Raw genomic sequence first — 11,834 nt, 5'->3', positions numbered from 1 at the left:
GACCTACGGCAGGAACGTCGTGACCCGGCGCTGGAATCGCCAGGTGGTGTCGTGGCGGCGCAGGGTGTCGTCGTAGCGTCCGGCGACCTGGACCGCCCAGCCGGACTCGCCCCGCTGGAAGAACGCCAGGTCGCTGATCGCGGTCGCCTCGTCCTCGGTCCATGAGGTGACCACGGTGTTGGCCACGAGGTGCAGTTGGGGCCGGGTGGGTGCGAAGGCGGCGTAGCCGTCCCGTATCGCGTCGCGGCCTTCGAAGGTGGCCACGCCCGTGATCTCCGCGACGCCGTCCGGCTGGAACAGCCCGGCGATGTCGTCGGTCCGTCCGGCGTCCAGTGCGTGTGCGTAGGCGGCGATGGCGGCCTGCACGCCGGCCGCGACGTCCGCCGCCGTCCTGGCCTCGATGGATGTGTTCATGTCTCTCCCACGGTGAAGGGATCGGTCCGCTCGTGCGCCCGACAGGTCGTTTCCCGCGCCCGGCAGGTCGTTCTCACGCCTGGTAGGTGGTGGTTCGGCGCTGGAATCGCCAGGTGGTGTCATGGCGGCGCAGGGTGTCGTCGTAGCGTCCGACGACCTGGACCGCCCAGCCCGACTCGCCCCGCTGGAGGAAGGCCACGTCGCTCACGGCGGTCGCCTCGTCCTCGGTCCACGAGGTGATGACGGTGTTGGTCACCAGGTGCAGCTGCGGTCGCGCCGGCGCCCACCCCTTGAAGGCGTCGCGGAGCGCGTCATGCCCTTCGACAGGGTCGATGCCAGGGACCTGGAGAACCCCGTCGGGCGTGTACAGCGCGACGACGTCATCGGTGCGGCCCGCGTCCTGCGCCTGCGTGTGCGCGCCGATCGCGGCACGCACACCTGCCGCAACCCACGCCTGAGTGGATCCGCTCATGCTTCTCTCCAAGGTCGAATGAGGTTGACGCTTACCCGCGATACTGGTTTCGACCGCTTAGTCTATTGCTCTTTCCGGGGTACGGGGAGAGGCTGCTGCGAGATTCGTTGACCGACCGGTACATTCTCAATAGGATGCCGACGGCTGTCGACGGGGACTGTCGCCGAAGGAGGAGTGATCGTGACGAAGCGTTGGAAGCAGCGTCCGCCCGGTTCGACGTGGGGCGACTGGGGTGACGACGACGAACTGGGGCGCGTCAACCTGATCACCCGGGAGAAGGTCCTCCAGGGCGTGCGCGAGGTCGAACACGGGATCAGCTTCAGCCTGAGCCTGCCCCTCGACTATCCCGGCGGGACGGCCCTGAACCAGCGGCGCTACCCACCGATCCTCAGGCCGACCGAGGACCTGGAGCACAAGCAGGACGTCTTCTACAACGTCGTCGCCCGCGAGTCCATCGCGCCTCCCCTGATCGACGTGTGGTCCGACGACGTGGTCACCCTCTGGTTGCAGTACTCGACACAGTGGGACTCGCTCGCCCACCAGGGCGCCGAGTTCGACGCCGACGGCGACGGCGTCGACGAGCCGGTGTACTACAACGGGTACCGGCCCGGCACCGACATCGTGGGACCGCGCGAGGACGCCAAGGAGGACGGCAGCGGCAGCGTCAGCTTCGCCCGCCACCTCGGTCTGGAGCACATGGCGGAGCACGGGGTGCAGGGCCGCGGCGTCCTCGTCGACCTGGCCCATCACCTGGGTACGACGTGGCAGCCGGTCGACCTGAAGACCCTTCAGGAGATCATGGCGGCGGACAACGTCGTCGTCGAACCCGGTGACATGCTCCTCCTGCACACCGGTTTCGCCACCCAGGTCCTCGCCTGGGAGAAGAACCCGGACCCCGTGGCGATCCACTCCACGGCGTCCTACCTCGACGCACACGACCCGGCGCTCCTCGACTGGATCGCCGAGTCGCAGATCTCGGCGCTGATCGCGGACAACTACGCGGTCGAGGGAGTGGGCGTGAAGGAGAGGGGCCAGGAGCGGCACACGCTGCTCCCGATCCACCACCTGTGCCTCTTCAAGCTGGGCGTTCCGCTCGGCGAGTTGTGGTACCTGCACGAACTGGCGGCCTGGCTGCGGGAGCACGACCGCAACCGGTTCCTGCTCACGGCGCCCCCGCTGAACCTGCCGGGCACCCAGGGCAGTCCGGTGACGCCGGTCGCGACCGTCTGACACCTGGCGCAAGAGGGCCCCCGGGAACGCTTGCGTCCCGGGGGCCCTCCCGTGCTGGTCAGACCGCCGCGATCCGGCGCAGCGTCTCCGCGATGGTGTCCCGGGAGGGCAGCCACACCCGCTCCAGTGAGGGCGCGTACGGCGCGGGAACCGGGGGCGGTGCGACGCGGGTGACGGGCGCGTCCAGGTGCCAGAACCCCTCGTCGACGGCCATGGCCGACAGTTCGGCCCCGACCCCGAAGTCCCGTACCGCCTCGTGGGCGATGACCAGCCGGTTGGTCTTCGCGAGCGAGGCGAGGACGGTCGCCCGGTCCAGCGGGGCGACCGTACGCAGATCGATCACCTCCACGTCGGTGCCCTCACCGGCCAGCAACTCCGCGGCGGCCAGGCAGTCCTGGACCATCCTCGACCACGAGACCAGCGTGATGTCGGTGCCCTCACGGACCACCTTGGCCTTGCCCAGCGGGATGAGATGGTTGGCCGGCGGGCGGGGGCCCTTAAGGCCGTACTGGAGCCTGTTCTCCACGAAGACCACCGGGTTGGGGTCCTGGATGGCGGCGCGCAGCAGGCCGTAGGTGTCCGCCGGGTTCGACGGCATCACCACCGTCAGTCCGGGCACATGCGCCAGCAGCGCCTCCAGACTCTGCGAGTGCTGGCTGCCCGAGGACCGGCCGGCGCCGAACTGGGTACGCACCACGAGCGGCATGGAGGCCCGCCCGCCGGTCATGAAGCGCAGCTTGGCCGCCTGATTGAGCAGCATGTCGAGGCAGACCCCGATGAAGTCCATGTACATGATCTCTACGACCGGCTTCATCCCGGCCATGGCGGCGCCGACGGCGGTGCCCACGACGGCGCTCTCGCTGATCGGCGTGTCCCGGATCCGGCCGGGGAACGCCTGCGCCAGGCCCCGGGTGAGGCCGAACACGTTGCCGCCTTCGGCTACATCGATCCCGGCGACGAAGACGTCGGGATCGGCCGTGAGTTCGTGTTCCAGCGCGAGCCGGACCGCGTCCATGGTGCGGAAGACCTCACCACCGGCCGGGAGCGGCGAGGGCTCGGGCACGTCGGGGCGGGGCGCCAGGACATAGTCGTACAGGGTCTCGGGCGCCGGCTCGGGCAGGCTTCGCGCCCACGCGACCGCCGCCTCGATCTCCTTGTCGATCTCCTCGTCGATCGCGTCGCACGCGGCGGACGCGACACCGGCCGCCCCCAGGTGACGGCGGGCCACGAGCAGCGGGTCGCGCTCCTTGGCGGCGGCGACCTCCTCCGGGGTGCGGTAGCGCTGCGGATCGCCCTCGTAGTGGCCGTGCCACCGGTAGGTCTCGGCCTCCACCAGGACGGGGCCGCCGCCCCGGCGCAGGCGCCCCACCACTTCGGTCATCGTCCGCGCCACCGCGACGACGTCGTTGCCGTCGACGTGTTCGTACGCGATGCCGTACCCGGCGGCGCGGGCCGAGAGCGGGGCGCGGTGCTGCTCGGCAGCCGGCGAGAACTCCGAGTAGTGGTTGTTCTCGCAGAGGAAGACGACGGGCAGGTCCCACACCGCCGCCAGATTCACGGCCTCGTGGAACATGCCCTGCGCGACCGCGCCGTCCCCGAAGAACGCCACCACCACATCCCCGGCGCCCCGGAGCTTGGCCGCCGTGGCGACCCCGCCGGCGATCGGCAGCCCGGCGCCGACGATGCCGTTGGCGCCGAAGATGCCCAAGCCGGGATCCGCGATGTGCATCGAACCGCCACGGCCGTGACAGGTCCCCGCGTCCTTGCCCATCAGCTCCGCCATCATCGACGCGGAGTCCAGCCCTTTCGCCAGGACGTGGCCATGGCCGCGGTGGGTGGAGGTGATGCCGTCCCGCGAGCCGAGGGGCCAGCACGCGCCGACAGCACTCGCCTCCTGGCCGATCGACAGATGCAGAAAGCCGGGGATCTCCGTCGCCTTGTACAGATCGGACGCCCGCTCCTCGAAGCGCCGGATCCGGCGCATCCTGCGGTACATCTCCAGAAGCTGTTCGGCGGACACGGAACCGATGCCGGTCCGGTGGGGTGCTTGAGTCGTCATGCGCGTCCTCGCCATGCTCGCGCGGGCGGCGCGCACCCGCGCACCGCCCGCCTCATCTTTTAATGTACCGTTTGGTCTAGCGAACCGAATCCAGCAGAATCGACCGAGGTCCCGGTGTCCTCACCGACACGTCGACCCGGCAGGCGGGGAGAGAAGCAATGCCACGACCACCCGGCCACGGACCAGACTTCGAGGTCAGGCGCCAGAAGATCATCGACACCGCAGCCGCCCTGTTCGCCCGTCAGGGCTACGCGGCGACCTCGATCAACGATCTCGGCCGTGCCGTCGGACTCGCCAAGGGGGCGCTGTACTACTACATCGGCTCCAAGGAGAACCTGCTCATCGAGATCCAGTCGCGGGTGATGGAGCCCCTGCTCGCCCGCGCACGGCAGATCGCCGGGCTCGACGAGGACCCGCTGCTGCGGTTGCGGCTGCTGTCGGAGTCGCTGCTGACGATCATCTTCCGCCGGCTCGACCACATCTGGGTCTACGAACACGACTACCGCAGCCTGACCGGCGACTACCTCAAGACCCTGCTCGGCGAACGCTCCGCATTCGAGCAGCTCGTCCGGGGCCTGCTGGCCGACGCCGTCGAACAGGGCAGCTTCCGCGCTCTCGAACCGCGCCTGGCCACCTTGCAGTTCCTCAATCTCCACAACCACACCTATCAGTGGGTGAAGCCGGACGGACCGTGGGACGCGGTGTTCCTGTCCCGCGAGTACTGCGACACCCTGTTCCGGGGGTTCGGCGCGCCCGACGCCGTACTGCCGGACATCGAGGAGCGGGCCGCCGCCTTCAAGCGCGACCGGCCCGATCTGCCGCTCGACCCCGAGGCCGGCTGGCAGCCCGCCGCCGTCGCGAGCTGACCGGGACCGTCGTGAGCTGACGGGGCCGTCGTGAGCCGACCGGGGCCCGCGCCGCGCCGCGGGCCCCCGCGCGTTCATGCCCGCTTCACCAGCGCCCTGGCGATGACATCGCGCTGGATCTCGCTCGTCCCCTCGCCGATTTCGAGGATCTTCGCGTCGGCGTAGAAACGGGAGATCTCCGACTCCCGTACGTAGCCGTATCCGCCGTGGATCTGCACCGCCTGGGATGCCGCGCGGTTGGCCACCTCGGAGGCGTACAGCTTGGCCATGGCGGCGGCCGTTCCGTACGGGCGGCCCTGGTCGGCGAGCCAGGCGGCGCGGTAGACCATGCAGCGGGCGGCCTCCACCTCGGTGCCGATGTCGGCCACCTTGTGCGCGACCGCCTGGAAGGCGGACAGTGGCCGGCCGAACTGGTGCCGCTCCGTCGCGTGTTTGACGGCGAGCCCCAGCGCCGCCTGGGCCAGGGACAGACCCAGGGCCGCGACGCTGATGCGCCCCTTGTCCAGGACGGACAGGAACTGGCGCAGCCCGCCGCCCTCCTCGCCGATCAGATGGTCCTCGGGGATCCAGCAGTCGGAGAAGACGAGTTCCCGGGTGTCCATGGCGTGCCAGCCGAGCTTCTTGATCTTGTGACCGCAGGTGTACCCCGGCGTGCCGGTCGGGACGTAGAAGGTCGCGTACCGCTTGCGCCCTTCGCCGTCGCGGCCGGTCACCGCCAGCAGTGTGACGCCCTGGCTGATGTCGGTGCCCGCGTTGGTGATGAACATCTTGGTGCCGTTGATCAGCCAGCCGCCGTCGGCCCGGCGGGCGGTGGTCACGATGCCGGCCGCGTCGGACCCGGCGTCCGGTTCGGTCAGCCCGAACGCCCCGATGGCCTCGCCCGTGGCCAGCGGCGTCAGCCAGCGCCGCTTCTGCTCCTCGGTGCCGTAGGCCAGCAGCGGCAACGAGGCGATGGTCGAATGGGCGTTCCAGGACGAGGCGACCGACTGGTCCGCGGCGCCCAGCTCCTCCATCACGGCGACATACGTGACGGTGTCGGATCCCGCACCGCCGTACTCCTCGGGTACGAGCATTCCCATGAGGCCGAGTTCACCGAGCCGTGTGAACACCTTGGTCGGAAACGTCTCGTCCTCGGACCACCGTGCCGCGTGCGGAGTGATCTCCTTCGCCGCGAAGTCCCGGACCATCGCCTGCAACGCCCGGGTGTCCTCCGGCAGATCGAAATTCATGTCACAGATCCTTCGGGGTCAGCAGAACCTTGAGGTGGGATGCGCGGTCGGTGGCCAGGGACTCGAAGACCCCCGCGCCGTCCGAGAGGGAGTAGCGGCCGGTGACGAGGGGGGTGGCGTCGAGCCGCCCGGTGCTCATCAGGTCGATCACGCGGGGTATGTCGTGGTGGTAGCCGAGCGTGCCGAGCACGGACCGCTCGTAGAAGACGAGTTGGCCCAGGTCGAACTCGACGCTGCCATGGCCGACCCCGGCCAGGACGACCCGACCGCCGCGACGGACGGTGGCCACGGCCTGCGCGGCGAGCCGGGGCACACCGGTGGCGTCGATCACGACGTCCGGGCCGACCCGGCCGGTCCGTACGAACACCTCACGCCGTACGTCGCTCTCGCCGGGGTCGAACGCCTCGGTGACACCGAAGTCCCGGAGCAACGCGCGGCGCGCGGCCAGCGGTTCGCTGACGTAGAGCCCGGCCGCTCCCGCCAGCCGGGCCGCGAGGACCACGGCGACGCCGATCGGTCCGCCCCCGACCACCAGGACGTTGTCGCCCGGCCGGATCCCCGCCCGGGACACGGCGTGCAGACCGACGGCGAGCGGTTCGGCCAGGGCCGCCGCCTCGTCGCCGACCTGGTCGGGCAGGCGCACCAGACCGGCGAGCGGAACGGTGACGAACTCGGCGAAGGCACCGGGCGAGGCAAGTCCCACGGAACCGCCCCTGGGGCACAGGTGGTACTCGCCGCGCACGCACCAGAAGCACACCCCGCAGCGCCAGCACGGGTCCGCGGCCACCCGGTCGCCGACCGCGATGCCGGGCACCTCCGCGCCCAGCGCGACCACGGTGCCGCTCAGTTCATGCCCGAGCGCGAGCGGGGGAGCGGCGCCGGTGAGCGGGTGCGGTCCCTCGCGGATCATGTGCGGGCCTTCGGTGAACTCGTGCAGGTCGGTGCCGCACACCCCGCACCACGCCACCTCGACCACCGCCTCGTGCGGCCGTGGCCCCGGGGGCTCGGGCACCTCCTCCCACCGAAGATCGCGAGCCGCGTACCAGCGCAGCGCCTTCATCCTCCGCCCCTTTCGTGTCGTGCCGGTGCCGCCTCATGGCCTCGGGCTCCCGCCGGGTGCCGGGTCGTCCCGCGCGTCGCCGAAACGAGCCCGGCCGGGGCCGTGCTCGACGAAGGAGCGCATCCCCGAAGCGGCGTCCGGCGTGCCGAAGACGCTCGTGAACAGGGCCCGTTCCAGGGCGAGTCCGGCCGGGACACCGACATCGCCGCCGTGGTCCACCGCCTCCTTGATCGCCTCCAGGGCCACCGCCGGTCCGGCGGCGAGCCGCTGCGCGTAGGCGAGCGCCACCTCGTACACGGAGTACTCGGAGCCCTTCGGCACGACCTCGTCCACCAGGCCGAGCCGCAGCGCCTCGTCGGCACCCACCCGGCGCCCGGTCATCAGCAGGTTCTTCGCGCGCGACGGCCCGATCAGCCGGGTGAGCCGCTGGGTGCCGCCCGAACCCGGCATGATGCCGAGCCGCACCTCCGGCTGGCCGAGGACCGCGTCGTCCGCGGCCACCCGGTAGTCGGCGCACAGCGCCAGCTCCATGCCGCCGCCCAGCGCGAATCCGGTCACCGCCGCGACGACGGGCATCGGCAGCCGCGCCACCTCGTCGAACGTCCGCTGCAACGCGCGATTCCAGCCCCGAGCCTCGTCGGGCCCCATCGCGGCCAGCGCCTTGATGTCCGCCCCCGCGGCGAAGAGCCGTTCGCCACCGTGGAGCACCACGGCCCGCACCTCGCGGGCGTCGGCCAGCTTCCGCGCACAGGCGGACAGCTCGTCCCGCTGCGCGGAGTCGAAGGCGTTCATCGGCGGATGGTCGAGTCGGATCGTGACGACGGGTCCGTCGGTGTCGAGGCGAATGCGTGACACAGAGGTTCTCCTCGTCCATGGAATTGATTCACACGTGCACGGATGGTTGTCGACGGGTGCGTGCCGTCGTAAAGTGCGGCACACGTTTTATAGACCAATGGGTACACTAAATATCGGAGGCGGGCAACCAGCCCGGTCGGAATGCGGCCCGACCCCGCTTCCGAGGAGAACGGAAAACCAGCACCGCACCGCATCGCACCCCGCACCGCACCCCGCACCGAGACCGCGAGAGCCGCGGCAGGAAGCGTTCGTTCGTCGTCGGACACGACCTAGCGAGAGAGTCCCGTGCACAACTTCGCGAGCATCCTCGATTACCACCTGACCCAGCGGCCCGAAGCCGTGGCCGTCGCGCAGGAAGAACGGCGGCTGACGGTCCGCGCCCTGCACGACCGGGTGAACCGGCTGGCGGCCGGCCTGTCCGCGCTGGGCGTCCGGCGCGGCGACGTCGTCGGCCTGCTGCTCCACAACCGGCCCGAGTTCCTGGAACTGGTCTACGCGACCAACCGCCTGGGCGCGGTCTTCCTGCCGCTCAACTACCGCCTCTCGGAGGAGGAGTGGCAGTACGTCCTCGGCCACGCGCAGGCGAAGGCCGTGGTCACGGAGCCGGAGTTCGCCCCAGCCATCGAGCGCGCCACAGGCTGCCTCACGGACCTGGAGCACCGTCTCCAGGTCGGCGACGACACCCCGGCGGAGCCGTGGATCGGATACGAAGACCTGCTGACCCGCCACCGGGGCGCCCGGGTCGAGCCCGTGGACGTCGGCCCGGACGACCTCCAGCGCCTGATGTACACGTCCGGCACCACCGCACGCCCCAAAGGTGTGTGCATCACCTACGGCAACGTCCAGGCGAAGAACATCGCGGACATCGTCCACTTCGGTCTCACCGCGGCCGACATCACCCTCGTCTGCGGCCCCCTGTACCACGTCGGAGGTCTGGACATGCCTGCCCTCGCCACCCTCTACGCGGGCGGCGGCGTCGTCCTCCAGCGCAAGTTCGACGCGCCCGGCGCACTCCGGGCGATCCAGGAGCACCGCGTCACCAATGTGTGGCTGGCGCCTGCGATGGTCGGCGCGGTCCTGGACGTCCCCGACCGGGAGGCGTACGACACCACCTCGGTCCGCTTCGTGCTGGGCGGCGGCGAGAAGACCCCGGAGCCCGTGCTCCGGCGCGTCATGACCGCTTTCCCGAACGCGTGGTTCGCCGACGCGTACGGACTGACCGAGACCGTCTCGGGAGACACGTTCCTCGACCGCGACCACGCACTGTCCAAACTGGGCTCCGTCGGACGCCCCGTACCGCACACCCGGGTCAGGATCGTCGACGACACGGGCAAGGACGTCCCGGCCGGTGACATCGGTGAGATCGCACTGCGCGGCCCGAAGGTGTTCGCGGGGTACTGGCGCGACGAGCAGGCCACCGCCGCCGCCATCCGGGACGGCTGGTTCCACACCGGCGACCTCGGCCACCTCGACGACGACGGCTTCCTTTACATCGACGACCGGAAGAAGGACATGATCGTCTCGGGCGGCGAGAACATCGCCACTCCCGAGGTGGAACGTGTCCTGTACGAACACCCCGCCGTCCGCGAGGCGGCCGTGGTCGGCCTTCGCCATCCGCGGTGGGGTGAAGTCCCGCGCGCGTTCGTGGTGTTCCGGCCGGGAGCAGGCGCCGGGGCCGATGAGCTACGGGAGTTCTGCCAGGCGCGCCTGGCCAGGTTCAAGGTGCCCGTCCGCTTCGACATCGTCGACGAACTGCCCCGTACCCCCTCCGGAAAGGTCCTCAAGCGGGACCTGCGTGACATCCCCGCGGAGGGCTGACCCATGGCGGACGCACACGACGAGTTGCGCCTCGACGGAAGGACGGCGTGGGTGACAGGGGCCGGAAAGGGGATCGGCCGCGCCATCGCTGCGGCTCTCTCCCGAGCGGGAGCGGCGGTGGCGGTGACCGCCCGGACGCTACCGGACCTCGAACGGCTGGAGTCCGACCTCGCAGGGCAGGGCGGCAAGGTCCTGGTGCTGCCCGGTTCCGTCGCCGACTCCGGTGCCGTACGGGCCATGGTCGAGCGGATCACCGAGTGGACGGGCACGCTGGACGTGGCGGTCAACTGCGCCGGCACCAGCCCGCACTTCACCCGCAGCGAGCGAGTCACCGACGACGACTGGCAGCAGGTCATCGACGTCAATCTGCGGGGAACCTTCTTCTGCTGCCGCGAAGCCGGCAAGGTGATGCTGGAGCAGCGCTCCGGATCGATCGTCAACATCTCGTCCGTGCACGCACGCACCGGCTTCGAACGGATCGCCGCCTACGCCGCGAGCAAGGGCGGAGTCGAGGCACTGACCCGGGCGCTCGCCGTCGAATGGGCCGACCGTCACGTACGCGTCAACACCCTCGCACCGGGCTACTTCCATACCGACCTGAGCGCCGGGCTGCTGGCCAGCCGCTGGGGCGAGCGGATCGTCGGCGCCACTCCGATGGGTCGGGTGGGAGACCCGGAGGAACTGGGAGGCGCCGCGGTGTTCCTCGCCTCCGACGCGTCCCGCTTCGTCACGGGGACGACGCTCACCGTGGACGGCGGGTGGACGGCCTGACGCGGTGGCTGCTGCCCAGCGGGAACAGGTTGGGACTGCGGCAGCCGGGAGCGCCGCTCATCGAGGGGGCCGGGACCCGTCCCCGATGAGCGGCGCTCCGGCCGACAGCGCCTACTGGCCGCTGCCGTCCTGGCGGCCCGGTGTCACTTCAGATGCCGTCCTGGCGGCCCGGTGTCACTTCAGATGCCGGCCGAAGAACCGGTTCCCGTCCTCCGCCTCGAACCACGGAGTGCCGGTGTGCCCGCCCAGATTGGCGTGCAGCGTCTTCTCCTTGGTGCCGAAGGCGTCGAACAGGTCCAGGGCCCGCTGCCGGGGGTTGCCTTCGTCGTCCCACTGCAGCAGGAACAGCAGCGGAACGGCGACCTGCCGGGCCTCCTCGCGCTGGGCGAGGGGCACGTAACCCCCGGCGAAGAAGCCGGCGGCCGAGATACGCGGCTCGGCCACCGCCAGCCGAATGCCGACGGCGGTCCACCCCGAGTACCCGACCTTGCCGCCGATCTCGGGCAGCTCAAGGAGGGCGTCCAGGGTGGTCCGCCACTCCGGAACCGCCTTTTCGACCAGCGGGCCGATGAAGGACTCGAAGATCTCGTCGACCGGCTCGCCGGCCTGCATCGCCCGGCGGAGATCGGCGCGGGCCTGCTCGTCGGCGGCGGAACGGGGCCGGTCACCGCACCCGGCGGCGTCGATGGTGGCCACCGCGTAGCCGTACGCCGCGGAGTGCCGGGCGCGGGCCACCAGCCGGGGCTCCCGCTTGGGCAGGCCGTTGTTGTGGGCCATCAGGATCAGCGGGGCCGGTCCGGCAACTGCGGGCGTCCACAGGGTGCCGGGGATCTCGCCGAGGGTGAATTCGCGTGCGAGGACGCCGTCATCGAGGCGTTGCTCGGATGTGAAGCGCATGGTCGTGCCTTTCGGGAGTGCTCAGAACGGCGCTCCCGGACGACCTATCGCCCGACCGTGACCCCGGAGGGGAGCACCCATGTCCATACTGTGTTCACGGGTACCACCTCCTCGTTCTGTCGCACGGCCTCCGGTAGATTAACAGCGGTCGCCATGGTCCGCC

General features: G+C 70.6%; 11 protein-coding genes. 4 read left to right on the top strand and 7 right to left on the bottom strand.

Annotation, left to right across the window (positions count from 1 at the left end):
• Positions 1-3: 3 nt before the first annotated feature.
• Both ACIQNU_RS32825 and ACIQNU_RS32820 read right to left on the bottom strand, forming a co-directional pair.
• Positions 4-414, bottom strand: a complete 411-nt coding sequence (locus ACIQNU_RS32825; RefSeq protein WP_401373350.1) for a nuclear transport factor 2 family protein — start codon at positions 412-414, stop codon at positions 4-6.
• A gap of 73 nt (positions 415-487) precedes the next feature.
• Complete coding sequence (locus tag ACIQNU_RS32820) at positions 488-886, bottom strand: nuclear transport factor 2 family protein (RefSeq protein ID WP_401373349.1); 399 nt, start codon at positions 884-886, stop codon at positions 488-490.
• 180 nt (positions 887-1,066) lie between these two features.
• Here ACIQNU_RS32820 and ACIQNU_RS32815 point away from each other — a divergent pair, with 180 nt between their 5' ends.
• Entirely contained in the window at positions 1,067-2,116 is a 1,050-nt protein-coding gene (locus ACIQNU_RS32815; protein WP_401373348.1) for a cyclase family protein, read from the top strand.
• A 58-nt stretch (positions 2,117-2,174) separates the two neighbouring features.
• On the opposite strand, the gene ACIQNU_RS32810 is transcribed toward ACIQNU_RS32815, so the two are convergent.
• On the bottom strand, positions 2,175-4,175 hold the full coding sequence (locus ACIQNU_RS32810) for a pyruvate dehydrogenase complex E1 component subunit beta (RefSeq protein WP_401373346.1): 2,001 nt from the start codon (positions 4,173-4,175) through the stop codon (positions 2,175-2,177).
• Between the two features lie 158 nt (positions 4,176-4,333).
• Between ACIQNU_RS32810 and ACIQNU_RS32805 the strand changes: the two genes are divergently transcribed.
• Positions 4,334-5,041: a TetR/AcrR family transcriptional regulator gene (locus ACIQNU_RS32805; RefSeq protein ID WP_401373344.1), complete on the top strand. Its 708-nt coding sequence runs from the start codon at positions 4,334-4,336 to the stop codon at positions 5,039-5,041.
• Between the two features lie 74 nt (positions 5,042-5,115).
• Here ACIQNU_RS32805 and ACIQNU_RS32800 read toward each other — a convergent pair whose 3' ends face one another.
• From ACIQNU_RS32800 to ACIQNU_RS32790, 3 genes are read right to left on the bottom strand one after another with little or no spacing between them, the layout of a single operon-like run.
• Entirely contained in the window at positions 5,116-6,270 is a 1,155-nt protein-coding gene (locus tag ACIQNU_RS32800; RefSeq protein WP_401373342.1) for an acyl-CoA dehydrogenase family protein, read from the bottom strand.
• Between the two features lies 1 nt (position 6,271).
• A complete protein-coding gene (locus ACIQNU_RS32795) occupies positions 6,272-7,330 on the bottom strand; it encodes an alcohol dehydrogenase catalytic domain-containing protein (RefSeq protein ID WP_401373340.1) in 1,059 nt (352 codons plus the stop codon).
• Between the two features lie 33 nt (positions 7,331-7,363).
• Positions 7,364-8,185 carry an enoyl-CoA hydratase/isomerase family protein gene (locus ACIQNU_RS32790; RefSeq protein ID WP_401373338.1) on the bottom strand — a complete coding sequence of 274 codons (822 nt, stop codon included), beginning with the start codon at positions 8,183-8,185 and terminating at the stop codon, positions 7,364-7,366.
• Between the two features lie 285 nt (positions 8,186-8,470).
• Between ACIQNU_RS32790 and ACIQNU_RS32785 the strand changes: the two genes are divergently transcribed.
• A complete protein-coding gene (locus tag ACIQNU_RS32785; RefSeq protein WP_401373336.1) occupies positions 8,471-10,003 on the top strand; it encodes a long-chain fatty acid--CoA ligase in 1,533 nt (510 codons plus the stop codon).
• 3 nt (positions 10,004-10,006) lie between these two features.
• Positions 10,007-10,774, top strand: coding sequence for an SDR family NAD(P)-dependent oxidoreductase (locus ACIQNU_RS32780; RefSeq protein ID WP_401373334.1), 768 nt, complete (start codon positions 10,007-10,009; stop codon positions 10,772-10,774).
• A gap of 174 nt (positions 10,775-10,948) precedes the next feature.
• Here ACIQNU_RS32780 and ACIQNU_RS32775 read toward each other — a convergent pair whose 3' ends face one another.
• The gene (locus tag ACIQNU_RS32775; RefSeq protein ID WP_401373332.1) at positions 10,949-11,671 is read right to left on the bottom strand and encodes a dienelactone hydrolase family protein; all 723 of its coding nucleotides are present in this window, start codon (positions 11,669-11,671) and stop codon (positions 10,949-10,951) included.
• Between the last annotated feature and the right edge of the window lie 163 nt (positions 11,672-11,834).

The sequence above is a fragment of the Streptomyces sp. NPDC091292 genome, assembly GCF_044757265.1.
Classification (GTDB): domain Bacteria; phylum Actinomycetota; class Actinomycetes; order Streptomycetales; family Streptomycetaceae; genus Streptomyces.
Note: the sequence above shows the minus strand (reverse complement) of the source record. Positions and strands in the feature narration are given on the sequence as shown.

What these genes read in the sequence shown, in the direction of transcription:
- ACIQNU_RS32795 (WP_401373340.1), bottom strand. Translation starts at nt 7,330, where the DNA reads ATGAAGGCGCTGCGCTGGTACGCGGCTCGCGATCTTCGGTGGGAGGAG.
- ACIQNU_RS32780 (WP_401373334.1), top strand. Translation starts at nt 10,007, where the DNA reads ATGGCGGACGCACACGACGAGTTGCGCCTCGACGGAAGGACGGCGTGG.
- ACIQNU_RS32825 (WP_401373350.1), bottom strand. Translation starts at nt 414, where the DNA reads ATGAACACATCCATCGAGGCCAGGACGGCGGCGGACGTCGCGGCCGGC.
- ACIQNU_RS32775 (WP_401373332.1), bottom strand. Translation starts at nt 11,671, where the DNA reads ATGCGCTTCACATCCGAGCAACGCCTCGATGACGGCGTCCTCGCACGC.
- ACIQNU_RS32810 (WP_401373346.1), bottom strand. Translation starts at nt 4,175, where the DNA reads ATGACGACTCAAGCACCCCACCGGACCGGCATCGGTTCCGTGTCCGCC.
- ACIQNU_RS32805 (WP_401373344.1), top strand. Translation starts at nt 4,334, where the DNA reads ATGCCACGACCACCCGGCCACGGACCAGACTTCGAGGTCAGGCGCCAG.
- ACIQNU_RS32800 (WP_401373342.1), bottom strand. Translation starts at nt 6,270, where the DNA reads ATGAATTTCGATCTGCCGGAGGACACCCGGGCGTTGCAGGCGATGGTC.
- ACIQNU_RS32820 (WP_401373349.1), bottom strand. Translation starts at nt 886, where the DNA reads ATGAGCGGATCCACTCAGGCGTGGGTTGCGGCAGGTGTGCGTGCCGCG.